This window comes from Amycolatopsis albidoflavus (assembly GCF_039525725.1).
Lineage (GTDB): Bacteria > Actinomycetota > Actinomycetes > Mycobacteriales > Pseudonocardiaceae > Amycolatopsis > Amycolatopsis albidoflava.
This window is the reverse complement of the sequence record NZ_BAAAHV010000031.1, coordinates 1-26,754: the sequence shown is the minus strand read 5'-3', so window position 1 is coordinate 26,754 and position 26,754 is coordinate 1. Positions and strand designations below refer to the sequence as shown.

The following is a 26,754-nucleotide window of genomic DNA, read 5'->3' as shown; positions in this document are numbered from 1 at the left end:
TGGGAACCTTCCCGGATCGGCCGGGGCGAGATACGGTGACCCCGTCGTCCCGTGAAAACCGAGGAGTTCCGACGATGCCGTCCCTCGCCCCCCGCCCTGACCTCGATTCGTTGCCGAAGTACGTCCCTGGCCGGACGATCGAAGGGGCCGTCAAGCTCGCGAGCAATGAGGTGCCCGGCGGTCCGCTGCCGAGCGTCCAGGCGGCGATCACGGCTGCGGTAACCGGAGTGAACCGGTACCCGGACAACGGATCCCAGGCTTTGCGCGAGCGGCTTTCGCGGCGGCTGGACGTTCCGGCCGAACGGCTCGCGATCGGGTGCGGCTCGGTTTCGCTGTGCCAGCAGATGATCCAGGCGCTGTGCGGTCCCGGCGACGAGGTGCTGTTCGGCTGGCGGTCGTTCGAGGCCTACCCGATCGTGGTCCAGGTGGCGCTCGCGACGGGCGTGAAGGTTCCGCTGACTCCGGAGCACGGGCTGGACCTGGACGCGATGCTGGCGCGGATCACCGATCGCACCAAGCTGGTGTTCGTCTGCAACCCCAACAACCCGACCGGCACGGTGCTGCACCGGGACGAGATCGAGCGGTTCCTCGAAGCGGTGCCGCCGCACGTGCTCGTGGTGCTGGACGAGGCGTACAAGGAATTCGTCACCGACCCCGAGGTGCCGGACGGCGTCGAATTCACGCGGACGCACAGCAATGTGGCGGTGCTGCGCACGTTCTCGAAGGCGTACGGGCTCGCTGGGCTGCGCGTCGGGTACGCGGTGGCTCCGGAGCCGATCGCGCAGGCGCTGCAGCAGGTGTACGTGGCGTTCTCGGTGAACAGCATCGCGCAGGTGGCCGCGATCGCGTCGCTCGACGCGGAGGACGAACTGCTCGCCCGGTGCCGGGAAATCATCTCCGAGCGCACCCGCGTGCGGGACGCGTTGCTGGAGATGGGTTACGAGATCCCGCCGACCCAGGCGAACTTCGTGTGGTTCCCGCTCGGAGATGCCACCGCGGCCTTCGCCGAGCACATGCTGGACCGGAAGCTGATCGTGCGCCCGTTCCCCGGCGAGGGCGCGCGGGTGACGATCGGGACGCCGGAGGAGAACGACCTGTTCCTGGCCGCGGCCAAGGAATTCCAGGCTATTTGAGGATCAGCTGCACGACCGCGGCGAGCCCGATCACGACGATCACGCCGCGCAACACGGTGGGCGGCAGCTTGCGGCCGATCTTGGCCCCGAGCTGCCCGCCGATCGTGGACCCGAGCGCGAGCAGCCCGATCACCGGCCAGCTCACCGGCGCGACGAACGCGTAAATCGTGCCCGCGACGATGTTCACGACGGCGGACAGCACGTTCTTGACGCCATTGAGCCGCTGCAACGGTTCGGACAGCAGCATGCCCATGACGGCCATCATCATCACGCCCTGCGCGGCGGTGAAGTAGCCGCCGTAGATGCCGATGACGAAGAGCAGCCCGAACAGCAACGGCCCCGCGTGATGCTCGCGCCCGTTGGCCTCGCGGCGCTTCTGCACCCACTTCGAGACCTTCGGCTGAACGATCACGAGCACGACGGCGAGCCCGACGAGCACCGGCACGATCTTCTCGAAGGCGTCCTTGGGCAGCGTCAGGAGGAGAATGGTGCCGCCGATAGCCCCGAAAAACGAGGCGACCGCGAACCGCACCACCTGCGGCCAGTACCCGACGAGCTCATGCCGATAGCCGTAAGCGCCACTAATCGTGCCCGGCGCGAGCCCGACCGCGTTGGACGTCGTAGCGGTCACCGGCGGATACCCGAGCGCGACAAGCACCGGGAACGTCACGAGCGTCCCGGAACCGACGACGGTGTTGATGGTCCCGGCCCACATCCCGGCAATGAAGATGACGACGGCATGCCACCAGGTCATAAAGCGATCACCCGCTGACCCTAAGCAGCAGCCTCGGTGGTCTGCGACGCGATGTGTCCGGTCAGACACTCGAAGGCACCACTCCGGAGGCGCACGCGGGCTGGGCGAAGGGCGTGATTGGGCTTGGTGGCCGTGCCCTCGCGTGGCGGGGTCGCGTGGCGGGGTCGCGCGCACGGCGACATCGCCGCATGCGCCGACTCGGCTGCGAGTGCGCAATCCGCGTGGCCGCCAGCTCGGGTCTTGCTTGGCTGCCAGCCATGCGGACCCGGCTGCTGGCGCGGGTCGCTGCAAGCGCACGTGTTGTTTGCCCGCCAGCCGACGTCGTCGCTTGCCCGCGCTCCGCCCGGCAACCAGCGCACCTCGTCACCGGCCGCGCCCAACCAGGGCACCTCTGCCCGAGCCTTGCTTTGCCGCCAACCCACGCCGCCGGTCGTCCACGCTCCACCCGGCAACCAGCGTGCGTATCGCTGCAAGCCCGCGCCCAACCGCGGCTACCTGTCCGAGCCTTGCTCGCCCAGCCAGCACGCCTCGCCGCAAGCCCGCACCCAACCTGACCACCAACCCACGCCTTGCCCGCCAACCGACGTCGCCGCTTGCGCGCGCTCCGCCCGACAACCAGCGCACCTCGCCACTGGCCGCACCCAACGCGGCCACCAGCCCACGTCGCCACTAGCCCAGGCCGACCCCAGGAAGCAACCCGCGCTCCGCCGCAGCTTCAGCCGCCAGTCTTCATCTGCCTCCTAACTCCGCGCCTCCCGCACTCACCTCCCCTCTCCGCGCACTCCGCTCACCCATCCCCACCAACCCCGTCACCGCTCAAAAACGCAAAACTCATTCCCCTCCGGATCCGCCATCACATGCCACTCCCGCCCCTCGCCCCGTTGCGCCACCATCCGGGCCCCGGCCGCTCTCAGCTCCTCCGGATCTCCCCACACGTCCAGATGCATCCGGTTCTTCACCGTCTTGCGTTCCGGCACCGGGTTCAGCCAGATCAGCGGCCCCTCTCCGGCCGGGTCCACGATCGCGACCGGCCAGTCCGGCGAGCGTTCTCCGGGCGGGCTTCGGCGGACATAGCCCATCGCCGAACACCACCAGTCCGCCAATGCCTGATGATCAAGAGCGTCCAGTGCCAGGTCTTTGAACTTCGCGGTCATGATCCCTCCCCTTCCACTCAACGATGGTGACACCCGCCACCGACAATTTCGCGCGGCTTGGGTCGCCACCTGCCAGGATGGGCGGCGTGGCACACGAAACCGACCAGGTCTGGAGCGCCACGGTCGACCATCTGCGCGCGATGATCGATTCGGGCGAGCTTCCGCCGGGCTCGCGCCTGCCCGCGGAACGCGCGCTCTGCGAGCAACTCGGCATCAGCCGCGGGTCGTTGCGGCAGGCGTTGCGCGTGCTGGATTCGATCGGGTACGTCCAGATCCGCGCGGGGTCCGGCACCTACGTCCGCGAGCAAGGCACCGAGGAAAGCCCGCTGAGCAGCTGGTTTTCCGAACACGAACAGCTAGTGGAGAAGCTGTTCGACCTGCGCGCGACTGTCGAGCCGACGCTGGCCGAGCGGCTCGCGCGGCAGCACACGCCGCGCGTCGTGCAGCGGCTCGCGGACAACGTCGCGGAGATGGAGGAGGCCGCGGCGAACGGCGACATGCTGCGCGTCATCGCGACCGACGCCGAGTTCCACCGGGTGATCGCCGGCAACGCGGGCAGTGACGACGTCGCTGACCTGCTCCGTTCGGTGCTCGCCCTGGTCGGCGAAGAGCGCCGGGCCGCGCTTCGGCTGCCTGGGCAGATCCGCAAGGCCGTGGCCGAACACCGTGCGATCCTCGAAGCCATCAGCCGTTCGGACGCCGCGGCGGCGCGCGAGATCACCCTCAAACACTTGCTGGACGCGAAAACCTACGCCCACGACTACGCGTCTTCCTGAATCAGCAGAACTCAGCACACGCAGAACTCGTTGCCCTCCGGATCTTGAAGCACAACGAAGCAGCCGCTCTCGTCGTGCGCAAGCGCTTCGCCATACCTCCGGACAATGCCGCATCCGGCAATCAGCGCTACAGTCTTCACAAGTTTATGAAGACTGTGACACCAAGGGGGCCGACCGTGGAGAAAGTGCACTTCACCGAGGAGAAGGCGACCAACCTCGGCACGCTGTACGCCCGTGCGCTCGACGCTCGCCGAAAGGACCCGATCCTCGGCGACACGGCGGCCGACGAAGCGGTCAAGAAGATCGACTACGACTTCCGCAAGCTGGGCGTGAACGAGAACGCCGCCGTCTCCGTCGCGATCCGGGCGCGGGCGATCGACGAGATGGCGGGCAAATGGCTGGCCGAACACCCCGACGCGATCGTCGTGCACCTCGGCTGCGGCATGGACACCCGCGTGTACCGGCTCGACCCGCCGCCGTCGGCCGAGTGGGTCGACGTGGACTATCCGGAGGTCGTCGACGTCCGCGGCCGGATTTACCCGCAGCGGCCGGGGTACACGATGATCGGCTCGTCGGTCACCGATTTCGGCTGGCTCGACCAGGTTCCCGGCGACCGAGAGGCGCTGATCGTGGCCGAGGGCCTCACGATGTATCTCACCGCGGAGTCCGGCACCGAACTGGTCCGCAGGCTCGTCGGCAAGTTCCCGTCCGGCCGGATCGTGGTCGATTTCTTCAGCTCGCTCGGCATCAAGGCGCAGACGATCAACCCGGTGGTCCGCCGCGCGGGCGCGACTTTGCATTGGGGCATCGACGATCCGCACGAACTGGAGCGCTACGGCCTCCGCCTGGTGTCCTGTTTGGACGCGACAGACTGGGCGACCGACGACGCCGTGGCGAAGATCCCGGCGGCGTCCCGGCTGGCGTTGCGCGCGTCGGCGCTGTTCCCGATGATCCGCAAGATGGGGCGGATCGCGGAGTGGGATTTCTGAACTAACCAACCTGGCGCAACACCGCATCGGCGACCTCGGCCACCGGCACAGTGGTCACCACCTCGAACGTCGCCGACGAACGCAGCAACGGCTCCACTTCGTCCAGATACCCCAACGTTTCGGCCAGTTCGTCCGGATGTTTCCCGTACGGATTGCCGGTTCGCGTCGTCAGCCGCTCGATCAGCACCTCGCGCGGCGCGCTCAGCAACACGATGTCGGTGAACCGCGGATAGAACCGCACTTGGTTCGAGACCGTGCCGGACACGAACAGCGGCCCCGGCGTCGACAACAACGCGGTGATCCGGTCTTCGCGCCAAAGCCCGTCTTCGCCGGTGTAGCCGCCGTAATCGGTGTCGACCGTGCGGTACCCGCGCCGGGAAAGTTCGGCGAGCAGGCTGCTTTTGCCCACTCCGGACATCCCGGTCACCAGCACCCGCACGGCGGCTACCGGGTTTCCAGCACCCGAGCCACGAACCGCCCGACCTTCTCGCTCATCCGTTCCACGCGCTCCTCCTCCGAGAGCGTCTCCTTGGGCTGCGGCACCGCAGGCCGGAGTTCGCCGCGAAGATACGCGCTGCACGCCAGGTCAGAGCACAAGTACGTGCCCACAGTATTGCCGTCGCGACCAGGTTTTCCGGCCAGCCGGGCGGTGAACAGCGTGATGTCGGCGAGCGGATGCGTCGTGGAGCAGAACGCGCACATGTTGCTGCGCAGCCGCGATTTCGGCGGCGGCGCGGCGCGCAGCGACAGGCCGATCACCTCGTCGCCGTGCGGCACGACGAGGTACGCCCGGCCGGGCGCCTTCACGTCGCGCCAGCCAAGGAAGTCTCGTTTCTCCCACGGGACGTCGGCGGGCAGCGTGACGGACTTGGCTTCCCCGCGGGAACAGTTGACGAACGAGGCGCGGATCTCGGCGGGGTCGAGCGGTTGCATACGACCACGCTAACCATCGCCGCACCGCAAGAGCGACGGCTTTTTTCGCTCCCGGACCCGCCACCCCATACGATCTGCGGGTGCGCACGATGATCGCGGGGAGGTTCCGGCTGGTTCTGCGCACCAGTCTGGGCTTCGCCGCGCTCGGCGTCGGATCGAGTGTCGCCGGCGCCGGAGTCGTCGCGTTGCTGCTGCTCCTGCAGGGGTTGCCGGAGGACGTCGACGACCGCGGCTGGGTGCTCGGCGTCACCGCGGCGGGAGTGGTCGCGCTGGCACTGATCGTCGGCACGCTCTGGACCGCCTACCTGCAACGCCGCACCGTGGTGTGGTTCACGATCGGCCGGCCGCCGACCGCGGACGAGGCCAAACGGGCACTGCGGCTGCCCTTTGACATGGCCGTGGTGAGCGGCACGCTCTGGCTGATCGGCGCGCTCGCGCTCGGCATCCTGGCCGGCGTCCTCGGCTCGATCGGCGACGCGGCGGGCATCGCGCTCACCATCGGGCTCGGCGGGCTGACCACGGTCGGGCTCACCTACCTGGCCGCGGAATGGGTCGCGCGGCCGGTGATGACGATGGCGCTCGACGTCCTGCCGCCGCGCGGAACGCTGCCGGTCACTGTGCTGACGCGGCTGGTCGTCACGTGGGTGCTGGCCAGCGGCGTACCGCTGATCGGCGTGCTGCTGGTGACCACGCCGCCCGATCTCGGCCGCCACGGCAACCCGACGGCGAGCCTGATCGTGCTCTCCGTGACCGGCCTGACGACCGGCGCGATCGGCACCGCGCTCCTGTCCCGCGCCGTCGCCGCGCCGCTGCACCGGCTGCGGATCGCGCTCGACGGAATCGCGCGCGGACGCAAGGACGTGCACGTCGACGTGGACGATTCCAGCGAGATCGGGATGCTGCAGACGTCGGTCAACGACCTCGCCGCCGGCCTGCGCGAACAGGACCGGATGCGCGACCTCTTCGGCCGCCATGTCGGCACCGACGTCGCCCGGCACGCGCTCGAATACGGCGCTTCGCTCTCCGGCGACGTCCGTGAGGTCACCGCACTGTTCGTCGACGTCGTTGACTCGACAGCCCTTGCGTCACGTACCCCGCCGCAGGAATTGGTCGAGAAGCTGAACCGGTTTTTCGCGAGCGTGGTGTCCGCAGTGGACGCTCGCGGCGGGCTGGTCAACAAGTTCCAGGGCGACGCCGCGCTGTGCGTTTTCGGCGCGCCGACCCGGCTGTCCGACGGTCCGACGATGGCGCTCGCCGCGGCCCGCGCGATCCGCGACGCGGTGGTGTCGGAAGGCGAGCTTGACCTGGGCATCGGCGTCGCGACCGGGCAGGTGTTCGCCGGGCAGCTTGGCGCGTCGAGCCGCTTGGAATACACCGTGATCGGCGACGCGGTGAACGAAGCCGCGCGGCTCACCGAACACGCGAAAGCCGTGCCGTCGCGCGTGCTCGCCAGCGAAACGACGGTGAAGGCCGCGCTCGGCGGCGAACGGGAACACTGGCGGTTGCACGGCGAACTCCACCTGCGCGGCCGCCACCGCGAGACCCGGACCTGGACGACCTAGTACTCCCGTCCCTCGTTCATCACCTCGGTAATCCGGGCCAAAAAGTCCCGCACTACAGCGTTTTCCGACGCGCTGAGCGTCCGCGACACCGCATCCAGCTTCTCGATCGCCGGCCACCACACCGCCGACGCGATCTCCCGCGCGGAATCGGTGACCATGACCGCCACCCGCCGCCGATCCGTGTCGCTGCGAACGCGCGCGAGATAACCGGCCTCTTCCATCCGGTCCACCAACGTCGTCGCCGAGGGGCCGCTGATCCCGAGGCGGCGGCCCAATTCCACCGGACCCATCGGTCCGTAGTGGTTGAGGAGCGCGATCGCGGTGAGGTCGTTCGCGTTCATCCCGACGCTCTTCGCCATCCGCGCCATCAGGTCACGGCTGGCTTCGATGACGTCCCGCACCGCGAAGGTCGTCGCGTTCACGTTCTCGAGCGCTGCCTGGTTCTCGTCCACGCGGCCCTCCTTGTCAGTAGATAAACTAATAGATAGATTAACTAGGTACTTGAGCAACGGCAAGGAGGGGAATCATGACCCGTCGCAGTCTTCTCATCTCCGGAGCCAGCATCGCCGGCCCCGCGCTCGCTTCCCGGCTCGCCCAGTCCAGCTGGGACGTCACCGTCGTCGAACGGTTCGACCAGCTGCGCGAGGAGGGCCAGAACGTCGACATCCGGGGCGTCGGCCGCCAGGTGCTGCGCAAGATGGGGCTCGAAGAAGCGGTCCGCGCCGCGCACACCGGCGAGGTCGGCACGCAGTTCGTGGACGAAAACGGACGCGTCGTCGCCGAGTTCCGCGCCGGTGACGGCGATTCCGGAGGCGGGACCGCGGAGATCGAAATCCTGCGCGGCCAGCTGTCGAGACTGCTGTATGAGCAGTCAACCGGAGAGACGACGTATCGATTCGGCGACCAGATCCAGGCGCTGCACGACGACGGCACCGGCGTGGACGTCGACTTCCAGAGCGGCGAAACCCAGCGCTTCGACGCCGTGGTCATCGCCGAAGGCCTGCGTTCCCGCACCCGCGCGATGCTGATGCCGGACGTGCGTCCGCACGAACTCGGGCTCTACACCGCGCATCTCGCGCTCCCGCGGATCGCGACCGATAACGCTTGGTGGCGCGCGATGTTCTGCGGCCGCGGGCGGATGTTGTTCCTGCGTCCGGACAACGTCGGCACGATGCGCGCCGGGCTGTTCTTCCTGTCCGACGTACGCGGTCTGGATCGGCTCACCACCGAGGACACGGTGTCCGTGCTGCGCAAGACGTACGCCGACGTCGGCTGGGAAGGCCCGCGCGTTCTGGCCGAAATGGACAACGGCTCGCTGTACCTGGAAGACGTCGGCCAGGCGAAACTGCCGACGTGGCACCAGGGCCGGGTCGTGCTGCTCGGCGACGCGGCTTACTGCGCTTCGCCGGTCAGCGGCATGGGCACGACGCTCGCCCTCACCGGCGCGTACATCCTGGCCGGAGAACTCACGGCTAACGAAGACCCGCGCGCCGCGTTCGGTGAGTACGAACGCCTGATGCGGCCGTTGGTCACCGAGGCGCAGCGGCTTTTCCCCGGCGCGCCGCAGGTGACGATGCCGCGGGCGCAGGCACATCGGACCGCGATCCACGCCGCGCTACGGATGGCAAGCACCCCGTTGGCGCGGCGGTTGGGCAAGGCCGCGGGACGGTTCGGGAAGCCGCGTTCGGAGGCGATCGCGCTGCCCGAGTACGCGTAGCTCAGGGCAGCTCAGGCCAGGTCAGCACCGTCGAACCCCAGGTCAGCCCGGCCCCGAACGCCGTCAGCAGCACCTTGTGCCCCGGCGTCAACGTCCCGTCGGCGACCGCGTCCGCGAGCGCCAGCGGGATCGACGCCGCGCTGGTGTTGCCGACGCGGTCGATGTTCGACACCACCGCGTCCGCGGGCATGCCGAGCTGCTTCGCGGTCGCCTGCAGGATGCGGATGTTCGCCTGGTGCCCGACGAACCGGTCGACGTCGCCGACCATCCAGCCCGCCTGGTCCAGCACCGCGCGCGAGGATTCCGCCATCCGCGCGCACGCCTGCCGGAACACGGCGGTGCCCTGCATGACCATGAACCGGTCCTTCGGGTTCTCCGGCACGCGCTGCGCCGCACCGCCCGCTTCGGCCCACAGCAGCTTGGCCAGCTCGCCCTCGCTGTGCAGGTCGAACGGGCCCAGCGCGCCGCGTTCGCCAGGGTCGCCCGCGCGCAGCAGGACCGCGCCGCCGCCGTCGCCGAAGATCGGCACCGTGGTGCGGTCGTCCGGGTCGACCAGCGAGGTGAAGACGTCCGCGCCGATCACCAGCACCCGCTCGGCCATCCCGCCCGCGATGAACCCGGCTGCGGTCGCGAGCGCGTAGACGAAACCGCTGCACACCGCGTTGACGTCGAACGCCAGCACCGTGCCGAGGCCGAGCCGGGCCGCGACCTGCGGCGCGGTGGCCGGGCACAGCTGGTCGGCGGTCGAGGTGGCGAGCACCACGGCGTCCGCGTGCCCGTCCGGGCCGAGCGCCGCCCGGCCCGCCTCCTCGGCGAGGTCCACTGTGGACTGGCCGGGGACGACCCTGCGGCGCTCCCGGATCCCGGTGCGGGTGCGGATCCACTCGTCGGTGGTGTCCAGGCGGGCCGCGATCTCGTCGTTCGTCACCACGCGCTCGGGCAGCGCGCCGCCGAGTCCGGCGACGACGGCGGCGCGGTGGCGCGACCGGACAGCACTCATGGCGGAACCTCCCAGACCGGCTTGTTGGCGGACGTCGCCGGTTGCCTCCCTTGTATGGCCTACCCCTGGGTAGACCGGTCAGTTGTGTTCCACGTCACTAAGAGACCTCTTCCACATTCGCTCAATAGGAGGTATTGCGATCGACCGCCGAGCAGCGTGGTAAACCCGAGGCTTTTTGTCGGTCCGCCCGGTTAGCCTGAAGTGTGCGCACTCCCGACCTGGACCAGCTAGACCTCGCCATCCTGTCCTGCCTGCAGAACGACGCCCGCACGATCGCCGAGGTCATCGGGTCCAAAGTCGGCCTGTCCGCCGCGGCCGTCCAGCGGCGGATCAAACGGCTGCGCGAGGCCGGAGTGATCGAGAAGGAGATCGCGGTGCTGTCCCCGGCCGCGCTCGGGCTGGACATGACGTTCGTCGTCATGGTCGAGATGGAGCGCGAGAGCATGGCGGTGCTCGACGGCTTCCGCGCCCAGGTCCTCGCCGACGACTGCGTGCAGCAGTGCTACTACGTCACCGGCACCGCGGACTTCGTCCTCGTGGTCACCTGCCCGGACATGGCGGCGTTCGAGACTTTCGCGCGGCGGACGTTCTTCGACAACCCCAACGTCCGGCACTTCACCACCAGCGTGGCGATGGATCGGGTCAAAGTGGGCCTCACGCTGCCGCTCTCCTGACCTGCGCGGAAACACAAGGGTTCTGTGTCCGGCGTTACGTGTTCGCGGCCTGATGCAACCGATCGCGTGAACGTCGGCGGAACGACGTCATGTGCCCCCGAGTCGATCATCTCCCTGCCGACCAGTTCGCGAGGCGCGAACGACCGGAGGACTCCAGGAGCAGCCGTGCACACCACCGACGCCGTACACCAGACCCAGTTCGTACTGCTGAACGAGAGCACTACGCCGGTGCTGTCCCGCCTCTCCTTCCACGTGTCGGAGCCTTACGCGGTCACCGTGGCGTTCCGGACCGAACGCGGCCGGTGGATCGAGTGGACGTTCGCCCGCGAGCTGCTCGTGACCGGGCTGGACGAGCCGACCGGGATCGGCGACGTGCGGATCCGGCCGGACCTGTCCGAGGACGAGGCCTTGCTGACGCTGGAAATCGAGTCGCCGGACGGCTACGCGTCGTTCGAGCTGGAGCGCGCCGACCTCGAGGCGTTCCTGGACTCGTCCTACGAGCTGGTGCCGCTCGGAGCCGAGAGCGAGCACTTCGACATCGACGGGCTGATCGAGGAGATCAGCAACGTGTGACACAAGACCTGCCGATCCCGCGGCAATGAGGACAGGGGCGGTTCGAATCGAGTGCGCTGGAGGCACTCGAGCCGCCTTTGTCGCATTTGGACCCGCCGTAAGCCAGAACCGTAAGCCAGAACACAGTGGCGTCCGGAAAGACCGGCGCATAGTCCTGGTGATCTTGGGCATCAACCGGATGCCCGCGAAGCCCGCGGGCATCGTGGTCGCTCTAGGAGAAACCCCGGATGTCTCTCACCAAGCTCACCCGAGCTGCCGCCGGATCGGCAGTCCTCGCGAGTGCCTTCGCTCTCGCAGCCTGCGGTTCCCCGGCCAATTCCGCCGCGCCGGCGGCTTCCTCGCCCGCCGCTCCCGCCGCGGAATCCAGCGCTCCGGCGACCACCGCCAAGGAGAAGAAGCCGGACGCACAGACGCCGCGATGCACCACCGACAACCTGTCCGTGTCGCTCGGCGCGGCGAAACCGGCCGGCAGCCAGCTCGAACTCCCGCTGACGTTCAAGAACACCTCGTCCCACGCCTGTGACCTGCACGGGACCCCTGGCGTCGACCTGCACGGACCGGAGCACCCCGTCTACGGACCGGTCGACTCGCTGCTGCGGCGGGAAAACGGCCCGGCGCACAACATCCTCGCCCCGGGACGCACGGCGACCGCGAAGATCACCGTGCTCCCGTCCGACCCGAACCCGCCGGCCGAATCTCCGGCCTGGACCGCGCAGAGCCTCAGCACGATCCCGCCGGGCCAGACCAAGGCGCTGAAGGCCGCGTGGCCGTCGAACATCGCGATCACCCGCCAGGACGGCGCGACGCACCCGGGCACGTGGGTCGACGGGATCACTGCCGACGCGTCCTGACACAGAGGGGAGTGCCCCGCGCGGGCACTCCCCTCTCGGATGTCAGCCTCGGACGAGCGTCGTGCCGGTCGCGGACAGCGCGACGTTCACCGGGTAGTAGTAGCTGTTGACGGTGTCGCCGCCGGAAACCATGCCCTGCGCCTGGTTTCCGCTGATGAACGAACCGCCGGAGTCGCCGTGGTCGGACCGCGCGTTGGTGAGCACCATGCCGGTCACGGTGCCTTCCTGGTAGCGCACGGTCTGGTTCTTGGCGCGGATCGTTCCGCAGGTCCAGCCGGTGGTGGAACCGGACTTGCACACCGAAGCGCCGACCGCGGCCTCGGTGGACCCGGCGACCCGAGTGCCGTTGTTGATCTGGCCGACCGGGGTCCAGTTGCTGTTGACCCGCGCGGCCGCGTAGTCCGCGCCGGGGAAGCGGTAGGTGGAGAACTGGCCCATCGCGACCCGGTTGTAGCCGGACAGCGCGCCGCCGCCGGTGAGCGCCGCGCAGTGGCCCGCGGTCAGGAAGCCGCCGTTCACCGAGAATCCGACCGAGCAGCGGGACGAACTGCCGATGTAGTACGCGTCGCCACCGAGCACGTTGTAGTGCGCCTTGGGCACCGCCGAGGTCTCCGTCACGCTCACCGCCGCAGTGTCCACACCGGACTGCCGGACGAACTGCTCCGCCGCGCCGCGCTGTCCCTTGAGGACAGTCAGGCTGATCCGGTTGCTCGCGGTGTCGATGCCCCAGCCGGTGACCGATTTCGGCGCGGACTTCTCCTGGGCGTTGAGCTTCTGCACGGTCGAGTCCAGCTGCCGGGCGCTGAACCGGACGACCTGCGCCTCGGCACCGGCCGCGCGCACCTGGTCGACAAGCGCCGCGTCAGTCACCGCGACCACGGCCTTGCCGGTCGCCGCGTTGAAGCTCGTGCCGCTGAAGCGTTCGCCGAGAGCTTTCTCCAGTGCCGCGCCGACCTTGTTCGCGGCCTCCTCGTTCGCGAGCCGGGCGAGTGCCTGGCCGTGAGTGAGGCCGAGGTCGCGCTGCATCGCCGGGACCATGTCGGGGTTGAGCGGGGCGGCGCTCGCGGCCGGGACACCGGCGAAGATCGCCGTCACCGCCGCGGCAGCGGTTGCGGCACCGAGGAATCTGATGGCTTTCATGCTTCTCCCTCGCGTTCGGTTCCCCCCGGCCTCGAAGGGTGCGGCGGTGGTCCAATCCACTGCAATAAGTGGCCGCGAGAATAGGTAGCGGAGCAATCCTTAAGTAGGGACTTGCGCGACTACCGAGCGTTGGCCGCCGGGACGGACGTCCGTGGGTTGTTCCGCTGAACCGGGCAACTCCGCGCGGTTTCGCACTCTTTGTGACCACACGCCGGGATTTCTTCTGCCATTTGGTGACCGTGCGGAGGCAGACGTGTGAGGAGCGTGCCCGCGTACCCGTCGAGAGTCGGTTTACCGCGCCCCGCGCACTGCTTAAGCTCCGGGCGAAACGGACAAGACGCGCACTGGGGAGGTCGTGATGTGGCCGGCCGTTCCGACAGTGGTTTCCGTGCGTCCGCGTCCGGCGGCGTTCGCCGGACGCGACCGCGAACTCGCCGCCGTCGCTGAAGTTCTCCGCCATCGGCCCGCCGCGGTGCTGGTCGAGGGCGCGCCGGGAATGGGGAAGACCCGGCTGCTCGCCGAACTCGCCGCGCGGCCGGAGTTTTCCCGAGTCCGCGTGCTGCGCGGCGCGTGTCCGCAGTTGGCCGAGCCTTTTCCATACGGGCCAGTGCTGGAGGCGTTGCGCTCCGCCGGGGATCGGCTCGGGCCGCTGAGTCCTGTTTCCGGTGCGCTGCAACCACTTCTGCCGGAGCTGGCGGACGTTCTGCCACCCGCTCCGGAGCCGCTGCCGGACCCTGGCGCGGGGCGGCATCGCGTGTTCCGCGCGTTCCGGGAGCTGCTGATCGCCTGCGGTCCGACCGTCTTGCTCATCGACGATCTGCATCGCGCCGACCCGGGAACCGGTGACCTGCTGCGGTTTCTGGCGGTTGACTGGCCGCCGGATCTTGGGGTGGTCGCTACCTGCCGCACCGGGAACTCCAGCGTCCGCAGCGTTCCCGGGGTGCACAGCGCGCAGGTCACGCTCGGGCCGTTGGACGCCGCGGCGGTCTCCGCGATGGCCTGCGACCTTCTGGACCTGCCTCGGATCAGCGGAGAGTTTGCCGCGAAACTGCACGGGTACACGGCTGGGATTCCTTTTGTCGCCGACGAAACTCTCCGCGCACTACGTGGTTCCGAGCTGACCGAGTCGGCGTTGGACCGGCTGGAAGTGCCTGCCGCGCTTCAGGAATCGGTGTCCAGGCAGTTGTCCGCGCTTCCGGAAGCCTCGGCGCAGCTTGCCAAAGCCGCTGCTGTGCTCAATGTTCCCGCCGAGCTATCGGTGCTGAACGAGCTGGCGGGGTTGGCCGAGGGCGAGGTTGCGCTGTCTGGGTTGCTGGACGAGGTCGACGACAATCGCTACGGCTTCCGGCATCCGTTCGCGCGCAAAGCAGTGTACGATTGTCTTAGCGCGCTTGAGCGAAAACTCTTGCACACCAAGGCAATGCACCTGCCAGGTCAGCCACTGTCGCTGCTCGCCGCGCACGCCCACGCCGCCGGATGCGTCGAGGAATGGCGACAGTACGCGGAAGAAGCTGCCGACGAGGCGATCGCACACGGCGACACCGCACGCGCGATCGACTTGCTGCAGGCGATCGTCGCGAAGGCGGACGAGGACGCGGTCGGCCGGCTGGCGAAGAAGCTCAGCGACGTAGCGCTGCGCGTCTTCCGCCCGGATGTCCATCTGACGCTGGAGAAAGTGCTCGAAGACCGGCCGCTCCCGCCGGCCGTGCACGGGACGATCCGGCTCGCGCTGGGCATGCTGCTGGTCCGCGTCGCCGGACGGCTGGAGCAGGGTCGCGCGGCGGTCGAACGCGCCGTCGCCGAACTGTCGGACCGGCCGGAGCTCGCCGCGCGCGGGATCAACCTGCTCGCGCTGCCGTTCGACGGGCTCACGCCGCTGTCGTGGCACGAGCAGTGGATGCGCCGGGCCCGGGAAGTCCACTCCGGACTGACCGATCCCGAGCTTCGGCTGACGCTCACCGGAGACCGGATCGCGACCGCCTCGCACATCGGCGACGGTTCGGCGTGGGCGGAGTTCGAGGCGATGCCGGACACCGCGCCGAGCGTCGCCGAACGCGTGCAGCTGGCCCGGCTGTGGTGCAACCTCGCCGACGCGCAGTCGTGGTCCGGCCACCTCGACCGGACTGAAAAGCTGGTCGCCGAGGGTCTGCGCCGGGCTTCCGAAGCTGGCGCGCTGTACCCGAAAGGCCTGATCGAAGGCACCGAAGTGCGGCTCGCCTGGTTCCGCGGCACATGGGACGGCCTGGCCGAGGCGACCGAAGACGTCCGCACGCGGCATCCGGCGCTGGGCGCGATCGTCATGGAAACGTCGCTGGTGCTGGGCGGTCTGGCCGCAGTGCGCGGTGAGTTCGCGGCGGCGCGAAGACACTTGGCCGTCGCCTCGGCGCACCGTCCGGGCGAAGGCCCTATCCCCGTTGTCTTGTGCGCGGCATCGGTGTTGATCGGCGTGCATCTGTCGACCGACGACGTCTCCGCAGCCTGCGAAGCCGCCGATGTCGCTGTCGACGCCGCGCGTCGCAAAGGCGTGTGGGTCTGGGCAGCGTCGCTGGTCCCAGCTGCCGCGGAGGCGTACACACGCGCAGACCGTTGGCACGACGCCGACGCGTTTGTCGAAGAGTTCGCGCGCGGCATCGAAGACCGCGACGCGCCTCTCGCCGGCGCAGCCCTGCACGCTGGCCGTGCTGTCCTGACCAATGCGCGCGCGAAGCACCTAGCGGCCGCGACACTCTTCGACACCGCTGCCGACGCGTACGCAGAGCTGCCGATGCCGTACCTCGCCGCAGGCATGCGTGAACGCGCGGCTCGCTGTCGCCTCGAAGCGGGCCAAGCCGGCGCGACAGCCGCGCTCAGCGAGGCCGCAGCTGCGTACGTACAGCTCGGTGCCACGCGCGACGCTGGCCGCTGCCATCACGTGCTTCGCGAACACGGTGCCTGGGCGCCGTCACAACGCGGCCGCCGCGGCTACGGTCGCGAACTGTCGCCGCGAGAGCGCGAAGTCGCCGAGATGCTCGCGGAGGGCCGAACGAACCGGCAGATCGCCGACGGTCTGTTCCTCTCACCGCGCACAGTGGAGCAGCACGTGGCGAAGGTGCTTCGCAAGCTAGGCGCGCGAAGCCGCACTGACGTCGCGAGGAAGCTGCCAAGCGTTCCGTCACCCTGACGCCGGTTCGTCCTCTTCGACCGCACTGCCCCGCGACACGTCTATCGCTGCGACGCGCCAACCCGCTGCCCGCGCCCTACCGTTGGTCAGGTGGCTGACGAATCAGTGCCTGCCTGGCGGCGGGCGACGAAAGGCGAGACCCGGTGGCCCGCGGCGGCCGTCGTCGTCGGGACACTCGCGCTGCAGCTCGCTCTGCCCGACGAGATGGTGCTGCACCCGTGGTGGCTGCTGCCCTCGCTGACCGCCGTGCTGATCGTCGCGCTGCTGCTGCTCAATCCCGGCCGGCTGACCGAGTTCAACATCGTCGAGCGGATGGTGGCGCTGACCGCGCTCGCCGTCGTCAGCGTGCTCAACGGCGCCTCCGCGGTGCAGTTGGTGATCGGAATCGCACAGGGCGCGCAACGCGGGCACGCGGTGCAGGTGCTGATCAGCGGCGTGGTCATCTACTGGACCAACATCGTCGTCTTCTCGCTCTGGTACTGGGAGTTCGACCGCGGCGGCCCGGCCAGGCGCGCGGCGGGCCGAGCGGACTTCCCCGACCTGCAGTTTCCGCAGATGAGCGACCCGTCGATGGCCAAGGCCGAGTGGGAACCGCGCTACCTGGACTACCTCTACACCTCGTTCACCAACGCCACCGCGTTCAGCCCGACCGACGTCATGCCGCTGCGGATCTGGGCGAAAATGACCATGATGGTCCAGGCCGGAATCTCGCTGCTGCTCGCGCTGATGGTGTTCGCCTGGGCGGTCAACGGCCTCCAGGGCTGAAACCCGCTAGCCCCGCCCGCGTCCGCCAGGTATATCTCCGGCCATGGAGCTTCCCGAACCGCCTTACTACGCGGTGATCTTCACGTCCCGGCGCACCGACGGCGACCGCGGCTACGCCGAGCGCGCCGCCTACATGGCCGAACTCGCCGCCAAGCAGCCCGGGTATCTCGGCATGAACTCCGTCCGCGACGAATCCGGGCTCGGCATCACCGTGTCCTACTGGCGGGACGAGGACTCCATCACCGGATGGCGCACCAACCTGGAGCACACCGAAACCCGCAACCATGGCCGCGCCGAGTGGTACCGCTCCTTTGACGTCCAAGTCTCGCGAGTCGAACGCGCCTACTGCTTCGAACGTCCGTGAAGGGAACCCTGAGGGACTCTGAGTCCCTCAGGGTTCCCCTCACGACCTTTTACTGCCGGGTCATCGAGAAGCTCTGCCCGTCCGAGCCGATCGCGCCGGGGGTCCAGGTCGCGCTGCCACCGTCGTCCGCGTTGAGGCCCTGCGGGCTGGTGTCCGCGAGGTTCTTGCCGTCGAACTTGACCCCGTCGAACTTCACGCCGCCGCTGATCGAGGGGTACGAATCGGTCGGCGATTCGATGATCGCCTCGGCCGACGAGTGCTTCGCGTTCAGCGACTGCGTGGTCGTCTTCGTCCAGCCCTGCGTGTCGTTCTTCAGGTCGAGTTTGTAGCTGTTGTTGCTGCGCGTGACCGTCGCGGTGAGGTGGTCGCCTGCCTTCACCGGCGCCTCGCTCGCCGAGTAATACACCGGTGCGGCCGGGTACATTTCGTACCACGCCTGGTATTGCGGGCTGCCGCTGGAACAATCGGTCGCGACACCGGTTTGCTCCACAGAGGACGATCCGTCGCCGTCGATGCCCACCCACGGCGCGAAGAGGTCGTTGCTGGATTTGCAGGTCGCCGACGGTTCGGTCCAGCCGGCGGTCGCGGTGGTGAAACTGCCGAAACTGACGTAGCCGCCCCAGTTTCCGCCGGAGTAGTGGTTCCCGTGGAAGTGCTGGCCGAAGGTGACGGGCCCGGCTCCCGCGCCGGCGACGAGGGTCGCGGCCGCGAACGCGCCGACCGCCAGCAATCCGAGGGGACGACGGAAAGATCGTGAGCTCATGGGCGTCCAATCTGGTCACGGGAGTGCCTGCGCGTACCAGTGTTGAATTTCGCCCGGCCGAGTTGGTAGCTACTTTCGAAGGGTATTCACATCTCGGGAAAACTTCACCAAATGTCCCGATTCTCCTTTGTGTACACGGAAGTCCGTGCCCGCCCGCCTGGGGAGGCAGCGGGCCGGCACGGACTCCTTCCGAAGTGGACTACCGCGCCGTACGGGCGTGCGCGGTGTCCACGAACTGGGTGGTGTACGTCTTGGACAGATCGATCTTGTCCTTTTTGGGCTTCACGTTGCTGGACGAAGCACCCAGCACCTTCAGCACATTCTGCGCGCCGGACGGGTCCATCCGGCCGTCCTTGGTGAACATCGGCAGACTGTCCTTGAGCGACTTGACGTACAACGCCTTGTCACCGCCCGCGAACGACGGCGGCATCAGATCGGCCACCTGCTCCGCGGTGTGCGCGGAAAGCCACTGCAGCGAATTCACGTACGCGTTGGCGAGTTTCTGCACGACATCCGGATAGCGCTTCACGATTTCGCAGCTCATGTACAGCGAACTCGCCGGGTACAGCCCGCCGAGCGCCGCCCGCGTGCCTTCCGGCGTGCGCATGTCGTAGAGCACCTTGGCCTGTCCGGTGTTGGTCAGCTGCGCGATCGTCGGGTCGGTCGTCATGCCCGCGTCGATCGAACCCTGTTGCATGGCAGAGATAAACGTCTGCCCGGCCCCGACCTTCACCGGCGTGTAGTCCTTGCTGCCGACCCCGCCGCGGCTCGCGAGCGCCTTGGTGAGGAAGTCCGTCGACGAGCCCAGCGACGTGACGCCGAGGTTCTTGCCGCGGAAATCCGCACCGGACTTGATGTGCCCGGCCTTCGGAGTCGCGACCATTTCCGCTTCCCCGGGCACATTCGCGAACTGCACCACGCTGGTGATGCATTGGTCCTTGGCCTGCAGGTCGATCGTGTGGTCGTAGAACCCGACGACGCCCTGCACCTCGCCGGCCAGCAGCGAGGTTTCCGCGTTGGCCCCGGACGGCTGGTCGAACAGTTCGACGTCCAGCCCCTGCTTCTGGTACTCGCCCAACTGCTTCGCGAGCTGACCCGGCAGATAGATCACTTTGGACAGTCCGCCGACCATGATCTTGATGTGCGGCCGCCCGCCGTTGCCGAGGTCGATCTCCCGGGAATCCCGGCAGGCGCTCACCCCGGCCACGGTCACCAGCGCGGCCGCCGCGACCGCGAGTGTCCTCTTTAGACGCATGTCAGATATCCCGCCGTCCGTCGTCGGCCGACATCTGCGGACGCCAGCGCAGCAGCTTGCGTTCCGCCGAACCGATCAGCCATTCCGCGAACAACGCGACGACCATGATCACGAGCATCCCGGCGTAAACCCCGGCGGTGTCAAAGGTGCCCTGCGCGTTGGCGATCAGGAATCCCATGCCCGCCTTGGCCCCGGTGTACTCGCCGACGACCGCACCGATCAGCGCGAAACCGAACGCCACGTGCAGCGACGAAAGAATCCACGACGTCGCACTGGGCAGCACGATCGACTGCAGCACCTGCCACCGCGTCGCACCAAGAATGCGCGCGTTGTCGATCAGGTTGCGATCCACTTCCCGGGCACCGGTGAACGCGTTGAAGAACACCGCGAAGAACACGAGCACGAACACCGTCGCGACCTTCGAGGACAGCCCGAGCCCGAACCAGATCACGAACAGCGCGGCGAGCACGATGCGCGGCATCGCGTTGGCCGCCTTGATAAACGGAGCCAGCACCTCGGCAAGATACGCGCTGCGGCCAAGAATGACACCGCAGATCACGCCAGCGACCGCACCAAGCACAAACCCGATCACGGCTTCTTCGACCGTCACCAGGATCTGGTACCAAATAGTCCCGAAGTCGGTCCCGGTGGTGAACCATTCGGTGAGCCGCTCCCAGATCTTCGACGGCATCGAATAGAAGAACGGGTCGATCCAGAACCGGCCCGCGATTTCCCACAAGCCAAGCCAGGCAACGAGAATCGCCAGCCGCAGCAGCCAGACGTTGCGCTTGTGCCGTCCGGCGGAGCGCTTCGCGCGGGAGAGAATGTCTTGTTCGGTTTCGAAGACCGGCGTCGGCGCGGTCTGAGTCTCAAGCGACACCGGTCGCTCCCTTCTGGCGGGCCTTGTCGACCTCGCCGCGCAGCGATTCCCAGATGTCGGAGTAGATCGTGCGGAATTCCTCAGTCAGCCGCAGTTCTTCCACCTTGCGCGGACGCTCCAGCGGGATCTCGAAGACGTCCTTGACCGTCGCCGGGCTCGTGGTCAGCACGACCACCTTGTCCGCCAGCGCGATCGCCTCGTCGAGGTCGTGCGTCACGAAGATCACCGCGGCGCCGGTGCCGGACCACAGCCGGAGCAGTTCGTCCTGCATCAGCGCGCGCGTCTGGACGTCGAGCGCGGAGAACGGCTCGTCCATCAGCAGGATTTTGGGCTCGGTGACCAGCGTCTGCGCCAACGCGACGCGCTTGCGCATACCGCCGGAAAGCTGGTGCGGGTAGTACTTCTCGAACCCGGCCAGGCCAACCCGGCCGATCCAGTCGGCCGCCTTCTTCCGGGCGTCCTCTTTGGACACACCACGGAAGCGCGGCCCGGAAGCGACGTTGTCCAGCACCGAACGCCACGGCATCACCGCGTCGGTCTGGAACATGTAACCGACGCCGTCCGGAATGGACTTCACGTCGGAGCCGTGCACGACGACCCGGCCCGCCGACGGCGGCTGCAACCCGGAGACCAGGGACAACGTGGTGGATTTGCCGCATCCGGTCGGCCCGACCACGGCGACGAACTCCCCCGGTTCGACGGTCATGGTCAGCTCGCGGACTGCGGTGTGGACAGAACCTGATCCGCTCGGGAACCTTTTGGTGGCGCCGATCAGTTCGATGAGTGGGGCCATCGAGGTGACTCCTTCGTCACGGTGGGGACTCGCTCGAGGCAGGTTAAGAGCGCGTTTCGCGGTGGAGAAGCTTGTCGACGTTCTGCGTGCGCTCTGCGCGTTCTCCACGTTTTGCTCGTTTAGCGCACAGCGCTGAGCTGGGGGTATGTTCCCTGGCATGCCGAAGTGGGCGCTCTTTCCGCGGATGCGGTTCACCCGTCAGGTGCTGCTGTTGCAGATCGGCGTGGTGGTCCTCGTCGTGGGCCTCGGCGTCGCGCTGGTCAGTTCGCTCCTGCGCACGACGCTGTCGAAACAGTACGGCGAGCGCGCGCTGGCAGTCGCGAAGTCAGTGGCGACCGAACCGGCGGTCATCGCCGACGCCACCGCACGCGACCCCAGTGCCACGCTGCAGCAGCGGGTCCAGGCGGTGACCAAGGAGAACGATGCGCTGTTCGTCGTCATCACTGACGATCACGGCATCCGACTGGCCCACCCGAAGCCCGACCTGGTCGGCCAGGAAGTGAGCACGCCCTGGGAAGAAGTGATCGCGGGCAACGATGTGGTGAGCGAGTTCCGATCCGGCACGCTGGGCCCGTCGGTGCGCAGCAAGACCCCGATCCGGCAGGGCTCGCGCATCGTCGGCGAGGTGAGCGTCGGCTACGAGATCAGCGAGCTGACCAGTGAGTTCAACCGGTTGCTTGTCCTCACGATGATCTTCGGCGGCGGGGCACTGCTTCTCGGCGCGGGCGCGTCCGCCCTGCTCAACCGCCGCCTTCGCCGCGTAACCCACGGCCTCGAACCCCACGAACTGACCGAACTGCTCTACGAACACGAAGCCGTCCTGCACGGCATCGGCGAAGGCGTCCTGGCTGTCGACGCGGAACATCGGGTGACCGTCCGCAACGACGAAGCCGAACGCCTCCTCGACACCCCACTCCCCGTCGGCACGCCGCTGGAAGACCTCGACCTATCCCCGCGAGTCCACAAGGCAGTCGCGGAAGGACGCCCGGTCGACAACCTCCTGGCCGTAGCCGGAAACCGCGTCCTCGTGATCAATTCCCGCGCCGTACAACGGGATGAACGCTCGCTCGGCACCGTGCTGACCTTCCGCGACCGCACCGACCTCGACACTCTCACCCGCGAACTCGACGGCATCCGCTCGCTGTCCGACGGCCTGCGCGCGCAACGACACGAGTTCGCGAACCGCCTGCATACGCTGTCCGGCCTGCTGCAACTGGGCCATCACACCGAAGCCGAGGAATACCTGCAAACCCTCACCGAATCCACCGCCTCGCGCGCGGAACCGCTCGACGACCGGGTCACCGATCCGTATCTGCAAGCCCTGTTGGTCGCGAAAACCGAACAGGCGCAAGAAAAAGGCATGGAACTGCGGCTGGCCGACGACGCCTGGGTCCCCGCCTCGGTGACCGACCCGATCGCCGCGGGCACCGTCATCGGCAACCTGGTCGACAACGCCCTGCACGCCGCCCGCATGGGCCCGAGACGCCCAGCGTGGGTCGAAGTCGGCCTGCTCGCCGATGGTGCCACTCTGCACGTGTCCGTTGTAGACAGCGGACCCGGAATTGACGAAACCTTGAGGGACAAGCTTTTCGACGAAGGAGTGTCCACAAAGCTCAGTCCGGGCCACGGCCTGGGACTGGCCTTGGCCCGTCAAGCCGCGCGGGCTCGCGACGGCGACGTGTGGCTCGCCGATCCCGGCGGCTCGACGACCGGCGCGTTGTTCGTCGCCAAACTTCCCGGCCTGCTGGACCGACCCGAGGAGACCGACGCATGATCCGCACTCTGATCGTGGACGACGACTTCCGCGTCGCCGGCGTGCATGCGGGATTCGTGTCGGAGGTGCCAGGATTCACCGTCGCCGGAGTCGCGCACACCGCCGCCGAAGCCCGCGCCCGCGTCCGGGAACTGGCCCCGGACCTGGTGCTGCTGGACGTCTACCTGCCGGACGAGCCCGGCCTTTCCGTCCTGCCCGACCTGAAAACGGACACCATCGTGCTGTCCGCCGCCACCGACGCCGCGTCCATCGCCGCCGCGATCCGCGCCGGCGCTCTGAACTACCTGATCAAACCGTTCACAACGCGGCAATTGTCGGAACGGCTCACGTCGTACGCCCGGTATCGCAGCCTGGTCGCGACCGAACGTCCGCTGTCCCAAGACGACGTAGACCGGGCTTTCCGCGCTCTGCACGACCAGGACCGCGCGGCGACGCCGAAAGGTCAGTCAAGCGCGACGGCGCGCTTGGTGTCGGAACGGCTGCGCGGTTCGCCGACGCCGCTGTCCGCCGCCGAAGTGGCCCGCGAACTGGGCATGGCCCGCGCCACGGCACAGCGCTATCTGACCGCGCTGGCGGAGTCGGGAGCAGTGGAGATGCGGCTTCGCTACGGCGCGACCGGGCGGCCGGAGCACGAATACGGCTGGATCGGCTAGCCCCGCTCAGCGCCCGCCGGACATCCGCTGCGCCGCGTCGAACCACGGCTTCCAGTTAAGAAACTGGTCGATTCCCACCCGCGGCGGGGTCTTGCTCGGAGTGGGCGTCTCGAGGTCCGCCCGCGGATCGGCCTGCTCCGGGGCCGCCGGAGCCGCCGTCTCGCGCGGCGTGGTCGGGCGGATCGGGTTGTGCCGCCGCACCGGGGTTTGGTGCGAGGGCACCGGGACGTACACCGTGACCGGCGGCGCGGTTTGCGTCACCTGCGGCGTGATGGTCTGCGGGACCGGGATCTGCTGCTCCGCGATCGGGACGCGCTGCTCGGCCTGCACGACGGCGTCGTCCGAGGACTGACCGGGAAGCGCGCCGGTGAAGAACCCGCCGGCGAGCCAGCCGAGTCCGACCAGGACCACCGCGACTCCCGCGCCGACCCACACCCGGGCCCGCCGCCGCGACGCCACCGCGCGCGGGCGTTCCTCGGCGGGCGCGCATCCGGCGATCACCGGGATCTGCTGGGTGGATTCGCAGCTCGTCTCCGGCGCCGCTTCCTCCAGCAGCCGCGGCCCGCGCGGCAGGCTCGCGGCGATGATTCCGGTGCGATCGACCAGTTCCCCGGAGGCGCGGTCAGCGGGCGCGGCCAATCGGCGCTCGGCAAGGCGCAGCATCGAGGGCTACCTCCGGGGTGCGGACACACGAGTGGACTGGCAGCATTCTGCGGCATTTTCGCCAGGTTCGGCGAAAATGCAACTCCATCGAGTGATCAAGAATGCGGACAGTCGCGACGCGTTATCCGTTCCGCTCGACGCGTTTGAGCCCCTGGCGCGCCAAAATCGCGAGCGGACGCTGGTATGCCGAACCGAGCACGCGCGGGATGGCGTCGATCACATACGCGTCCGGTCCGATGAGGATCCGCGCGGACCGCCTGCGCACGCCGCGCAGGATCGTCTCGGCCGCTTTCTTCGGTGTGGTAAGGGCGATTTTGTCGAATCCGGCCGCTGCCTTGGCTTGGTCGCCGCCGCCTCCGCCGCGGGCGTTGCGGGCGATGTTGGTCTTGATCCCGCCCGGGTGCACGCAGCTGACGCCGACCGGATGCCGAGCCGCGAGCATTTCTTCGCGCAGCGACTCGGTGAATCCGCGAACGGCGAACTTCGCCGCGTTGTAAGCACTCTGCGTAGGCACTCCGACGAATCCGAACACGCTGGAGATATTGACGACGTAGCCGTCGCCGGAGTCGATGAGGTGCGGAAGGAATGCCTTCGTCCCGTTCACGACGCCTCCCAGGTTGACGCCGAGCAGCCAGTCGAAATCCTCGAACGTCATGTCCTCGACGGTCGCGCCCAGCGCCACCCCGGCGTTGTTGACGACGAGGTTGACCCGCCCATGCTCCCGCGCGACGTCTTCAGCGTGGGCGAGCACCGCGGCCCGGTCGGCGACATCGAGCGAATGCCCCCGCACCTCGGCCCCACGCTCGCGAGCTTCGCGGACGGTGCCCTCAAGACCCTCGGCGTCGACATCGGACAGTTCGAGAAGAGCGCCGTGCAACGCGAGTTCGAGCGCCAGCGCCCGGCCGATGCCCGAGCCCGCTCCGGTGATCACTGCGACTTTGTTCGAGAAGTCCTTCATCGTCTCCCCACCCTGGTCTCACCGCTTTCTCTGATACTAGTGACGAGGACCAGTACAGGAGGTGGCATGCGGCGCACGGTGATCGGGCTGTTCGCACTATTGAGTGCGAGCGGGACCATCGTGGCATGCGCTGAGCGCGCGGCGGACGAACCGACGGTCGCCTCGCCGACCCCGGCGAAGCCGATCCACGCGTCGATCGGCGCGTTGTTCGTCGACGGCTCGCACTACTGCACCGCGAGCGTCGTGCACAGCCCGCGCGGGGACGAACTGCTCACCGCCGCACACTGCATCCACGACGGCGAAGGCGGCGGCTACCTGGCCAATGTCACCTTCGCCCCCGGTTTCCACGACGGCGTCGCACCCTACGGGTACTGGCAAGTCGGCGGCGAACTCGTCGCGCAAGGATGGATCGATTCGTCTGATCCGAACCTGGATGTCGGCTTCGCAACCGCACGCCAGGAGGGCTCCCCCGAACCCCTTGAAGCGGTAACCGGCGCCAACCAACTAGGCACGAACGGCCCCTTCGCCCGCCCAGTAACCGTGGCCGGCTACCCAGACGGCGTCGACGAGGTCGCGACCTGCGAAACCCACACCCAGCAGCAAGACGAACACCAGGTCCGCGTCGACTGCCCCGGCTTCGCAACCGGCACCAGCGGCAGCCCACTGGTAGCGGACCCGTCCCCCGAGACGAAAACGGGCACCGTAGTAGGCGTAATCGGCGGCTACGAAGCAGGCGGATACACCGACGACGTGTCGTACTCGAGCTATTTCGACGACCAGATCACCGATCTCTACAACCGAGCGACCACCATGCCGTGACATGATGCGCCCCATGAGCACGCGCGACGTCCCGATCACCGGAGAACCGATCCGGCTGGGCCAATTCCTGAAACTGGCCGACCTCGCGGACAACGGCTCACACGCGAAAGACCTGATCGACGCAGAAGAAGTCACGGTGAACGGCGAGGTAGAAACCCGCCGAGGCCGCCAGCTGGCAGACGGCGACGTAGTCAGCGTCGGCAACGAAAACGCCCGCGTCTCCCTGGAGCACTGACCCCTCCCGGCCCCCGACATCCGTGAGGGCCACCTTCACGGACTCAGAGTCCCTCAGGGTTCCCCTCACAACCACCGCCGGTCCGCGAGGGGCTCCTTCCCGGAATCAGATTCCCTCAAGGAGCCCTTCACAGCCCACCCACCCGCTCGCTCGCTCGCCGCGAGGCACCCCAATGCGGCATTCGGTGCACCACACGCACCCAATGCGGCATTCGGTGCATCCCGCGCACCCAATGCGGCATTCGGTGCATCCCGCGCACCCAATGCGGCATTCGGTGCATCCCGCGCACCCAATGCGGCATTCGGTGCATCCCACGCACCCAATGCGGCATTCGGTGCATCCCACGCACCCAACGCCACATTGGGGGTTTTTCATCTTGGTTTGTGCTGGTCATGGTGGGTTGACCGGGTGTGGTA

General features: G+C 68.1%; 28 protein-coding genes. 15 read left to right on the top strand and 13 right to left on the bottom strand.

Annotated features, from left to right (window positions below):
* The first annotated feature begins 74 nt into the window (after nt 1-74).
* Nucleotides 75-1,133, top strand: a complete 1,059-nt coding sequence (hisC, locus tag ABD156_RS44550; RefSeq protein ID WP_344287699.1) for a histidinol-phosphate transaminase — start codon at nt 75-77, stop codon at nt 1,131-1,133.
* Here the strand turns inward: hisC and ABD156_RS44545 are convergent.
* Nucleotides 1,126-1,887 carry a sulfite exporter TauE/SafE family protein gene (locus ABD156_RS44545; RefSeq protein ID WP_344287697.1) on the bottom strand — a complete coding sequence of 254 codons (762 nt, stop codon included), beginning with the start codon at nt 1,885-1,887 and terminating at the stop codon, nt 1,126-1,128. The genes hisC and ABD156_RS44545 overlap by 8 nt on opposite strands.
* Nucleotides 1,888-2,696: 809 nt before the next feature.
* Nucleotides 2,697-3,041, bottom strand: coding sequence for a VOC family protein (locus tag ABD156_RS44540; protein ID WP_344287695.1), 345 nt, complete (start codon nt 3,039-3,041; stop codon nt 2,697-2,699).
* A gap of 77 nt (nt 3,042-3,118) precedes the next feature.
* On the opposite strand from ABD156_RS44540, the gene ABD156_RS44535 reads away from it, so the two are divergent.
* Both ABD156_RS44535 and ABD156_RS44530 read left to right on the top strand, forming a co-directional pair.
* Nucleotides 3,119-3,817, top strand: coding sequence for a FadR/GntR family transcriptional regulator (locus ABD156_RS44535; protein WP_344287693.1), 699 nt, complete (start codon nt 3,119-3,121; stop codon nt 3,815-3,817).
* A gap of 176 nt (nt 3,818-3,993) precedes the next feature.
* Entirely contained in the window at nt 3,994-4,806 is an 813-nt protein-coding gene (locus tag ABD156_RS44530) for a class I SAM-dependent methyltransferase (RefSeq protein ID WP_344287690.1), read from the top strand.
* Between the two features lies 1 nt (nt 4,807).
* On the opposite strand, the gene ABD156_RS44525 is transcribed toward ABD156_RS44530, so the two are convergent.
* Together ABD156_RS44525 and ABD156_RS44520 are read right to left on the bottom strand one after the other, a co-directional pair.
* Nucleotides 4,808-5,245 carry an AAA family ATPase gene (locus tag ABD156_RS44525; RefSeq protein ID WP_344287688.1) on the bottom strand — a complete coding sequence of 146 codons (438 nt, stop codon included), beginning with the start codon at nt 5,243-5,245 and terminating at the stop codon, nt 4,808-4,810.
* A gap of 5 nt (nt 5,246-5,250) precedes the next feature.
* The gene (locus ABD156_RS44520) at nt 5,251-5,739 is read right to left on the bottom strand and encodes an FBP domain-containing protein (RefSeq protein ID WP_344287686.1); all 489 of its coding nucleotides are present in this window, start codon (nt 5,737-5,739) and stop codon (nt 5,251-5,253) included.
* A gap of 89 nt (nt 5,740-5,828) precedes the next feature.
* On the opposite strand from ABD156_RS44520, the gene ABD156_RS44515 reads away from it, so the two are divergent.
* On the top strand, nt 5,829-7,301 hold the full coding sequence (locus ABD156_RS44515; RefSeq protein ID WP_344288291.1) for an adenylate/guanylate cyclase domain-containing protein: 1,473 nt from the start codon (nt 5,829-5,831) through the stop codon (nt 7,299-7,301).
* On the opposite strand, the gene ABD156_RS44510 is transcribed toward ABD156_RS44515, so the two are convergent.
* A complete protein-coding gene (locus tag ABD156_RS44510) occupies nt 7,298-7,753 on the bottom strand; it encodes a MarR family winged helix-turn-helix transcriptional regulator (RefSeq protein ID WP_344287684.1) in 456 nt (151 codons plus the stop codon). The genes ABD156_RS44515 and ABD156_RS44510 overlap by 4 nt on opposite strands.
* Before the next feature lie 74 nt (nt 7,754-7,827).
* On the opposite strand from ABD156_RS44510, the gene ABD156_RS44505 reads away from it, so the two are divergent.
* Nucleotides 7,828-9,018, top strand: coding sequence for an FAD-dependent monooxygenase (locus tag ABD156_RS44505; RefSeq protein WP_344287682.1), 1,191 nt, complete (start codon nt 7,828-7,830; stop codon nt 9,016-9,018).
* Nucleotide 9,019: 1 nt separating this feature from the next.
* Here ABD156_RS44505 and ABD156_RS44500 read toward each other — a convergent pair whose 3' ends face one another.
* Nucleotides 9,020-10,018 (bottom strand): beta-ketoacyl-ACP synthase III, encoded by a 999-nt coding sequence (locus tag ABD156_RS44500; protein WP_344287680.1) that lies wholly within the window; start codon nt 10,016-10,018, stop codon nt 9,020-9,022.
* Nucleotides 10,019-10,221: 203 nt separating this feature from the next.
* Here ABD156_RS44500 and ABD156_RS44495 point away from each other — a divergent pair, with 203 nt between their 5' ends.
* The 3 genes from ABD156_RS44495 (at nt 10,222) to ABD156_RS44485 (ending at nt 12,116) form a co-directional block, all read left to right on the top strand.
* Nucleotides 10,222-10,692: an Lrp/AsnC family transcriptional regulator gene (locus ABD156_RS44495; RefSeq protein WP_344287678.1), complete on the top strand. Its 471-nt coding sequence runs from the start codon at nt 10,222-10,224 to the stop codon at nt 10,690-10,692.
* Between the two features lie 165 nt (nt 10,693-10,857).
* Nucleotides 10,858-11,265 (top strand): SsgA family sporulation/cell division regulator, encoded by a 408-nt coding sequence (locus ABD156_RS44490; protein ID WP_344287676.1) that lies wholly within the window; start codon nt 10,858-10,860, stop codon nt 11,263-11,265.
* Between the two features lie 227 nt (nt 11,266-11,492).
* The gene (locus ABD156_RS44485) at nt 11,493-12,116 is read left to right on the top strand and encodes a DUF4232 domain-containing protein (RefSeq protein WP_344287674.1); all 624 of its coding nucleotides are present in this window, start codon (nt 11,493-11,495) and stop codon (nt 12,114-12,116) included.
* Between the two features lie 42 nt (nt 12,117-12,158).
* Here ABD156_RS44485 and ABD156_RS44480 read toward each other — a convergent pair whose 3' ends face one another.
* On the bottom strand, nt 12,159-13,256 hold the full coding sequence (locus ABD156_RS44480; RefSeq protein WP_344287673.1) for a S1 family peptidase: 1,098 nt from the start codon (nt 13,254-13,256) through the stop codon (nt 12,159-12,161).
* A 388-nt stretch (nt 13,257-13,644) separates the two neighbouring features.
* On the opposite strand from ABD156_RS44480, the gene ABD156_RS44475 reads away from it, so the two are divergent.
* The 3 genes from ABD156_RS44475 to ABD156_RS44465 all read left to right on the top strand — a co-directional run bounded on the left by ABD156_RS44475 (nt 13,645) and on the right by ABD156_RS44465 (nt 17,545).
* Nucleotides 13,645-16,416 carry an ATP-binding protein gene (locus ABD156_RS44475; protein WP_377928272.1) on the top strand — a complete coding sequence of 924 codons (2,772 nt, stop codon included), beginning with the start codon at nt 13,645-13,647 and terminating at the stop codon, nt 16,414-16,416.
* Nucleotides 16,417-16,506: 90 nt separating this feature from the next.
* On the top strand, nt 16,507-17,181 hold the full coding sequence (locus ABD156_RS44470; RefSeq protein WP_344287670.1) for a hypothetical protein: 675 nt from the start codon (nt 16,507-16,509) through the stop codon (nt 17,179-17,181).
* Nucleotides 17,182-17,224: 43 nt separating this feature from the next.
* Entirely contained in the window at nt 17,225-17,545 is a 321-nt protein-coding gene (locus tag ABD156_RS44465; RefSeq protein WP_344287668.1) for an antibiotic biosynthesis monooxygenase family protein, read from the top strand.
* A 49-nt stretch (nt 17,546-17,594) separates the two neighbouring features.
* Here the strand turns inward: ABD156_RS44465 and ABD156_RS44460 are convergent, their stop codons facing one another.
* From ABD156_RS44460 to ABD156_RS44445, 4 genes are all read right to left on the bottom strand, one after another.
* Nucleotides 17,595-18,308: a G1 family glutamic endopeptidase gene (locus ABD156_RS44460; RefSeq protein ID WP_344287666.1), complete on the bottom strand. Its 714-nt coding sequence runs from the start codon at nt 18,306-18,308 to the stop codon at nt 17,595-17,597.
* Between the two features lie 199 nt (nt 18,309-18,507).
* A complete protein-coding gene (locus ABD156_RS44455) occupies nt 18,508-19,563 on the bottom strand; it encodes an ABC transporter substrate-binding protein (protein ID WP_344287664.1) in 1,056 nt (351 codons plus the stop codon).
* 1 nt (nt 19,564) lies between these two features.
* Entirely contained in the window at nt 19,565-20,443 is an 879-nt protein-coding gene (locus ABD156_RS44450) for an ABC transporter permease (protein WP_182893716.1), read from the bottom strand.
* Nucleotides 20,433-21,236: an ABC transporter ATP-binding protein gene (locus tag ABD156_RS44445; protein WP_344287661.1), complete on the bottom strand. Its 804-nt coding sequence runs from the start codon at nt 21,234-21,236 to the stop codon at nt 20,433-20,435. Before ABD156_RS44445 ends, ABD156_RS44450 begins: the two co-directional genes overlap by 11 nt.
* A gap of 157 nt (nt 21,237-21,393) precedes the next feature.
* Here ABD156_RS44445 and ABD156_RS44440 point away from each other — a divergent pair, with 157 nt between their 5' ends.
* The gene (locus tag ABD156_RS44440; protein ID WP_377928269.1) at nt 21,394-23,010 is read left to right on the top strand and encodes a sensor histidine kinase; all 1,617 of its coding nucleotides are present in this window, start codon (nt 21,394-21,396) and stop codon (nt 23,008-23,010) included.
* Nucleotides 23,007-23,663: a response regulator gene (locus ABD156_RS44435; RefSeq protein ID WP_344287659.1), complete on the top strand. Its 657-nt coding sequence runs from the start codon at nt 23,007-23,009 to the stop codon at nt 23,661-23,663. The genes ABD156_RS44440 and ABD156_RS44435 overlap by 4 nt, the downstream gene beginning before the upstream one ends.
* A gap of 6 nt (nt 23,664-23,669) precedes the next feature.
* On the opposite strand, the gene ABD156_RS44430 is transcribed toward ABD156_RS44435, so the two are convergent.
* Together ABD156_RS44430 and ABD156_RS44425 are read right to left on the bottom strand one after the other, a co-directional pair.
* A complete protein-coding gene (locus ABD156_RS44430; protein ID WP_344287657.1) occupies nt 23,670-24,326 on the bottom strand; it encodes a hypothetical protein in 657 nt (218 codons plus the stop codon).
* Between the two features lie 121 nt (nt 24,327-24,447).
* The gene (locus ABD156_RS44425) at nt 24,448-25,284 is read right to left on the bottom strand and encodes an SDR family NAD(P)-dependent oxidoreductase (protein WP_344287655.1); all 837 of its coding nucleotides are present in this window, start codon (nt 25,282-25,284) and stop codon (nt 24,448-24,450) included.
* A gap of 66 nt (nt 25,285-25,350) precedes the next feature.
* On the opposite strand from ABD156_RS44425, the gene ABD156_RS44420 reads away from it, so the two are divergent.
* Together ABD156_RS44420 and ABD156_RS44415 are read left to right on the top strand one after the other, a co-directional pair.
* Entirely contained in the window at nt 25,351-26,103 is a 753-nt protein-coding gene (locus ABD156_RS44420) for a trypsin-like serine peptidase (RefSeq protein WP_344287653.1), read from the top strand.
* 13 nt (nt 26,104-26,116) lie between these two features.
* Nucleotides 26,117-26,338: an RNA-binding S4 domain-containing protein gene (locus ABD156_RS44415; protein ID WP_344287651.1), complete on the top strand. Its 222-nt coding sequence runs from the start codon at nt 26,117-26,119 to the stop codon at nt 26,336-26,338.
* Nucleotides 26,339-26,754 lie beyond the last annotated feature (416 nt).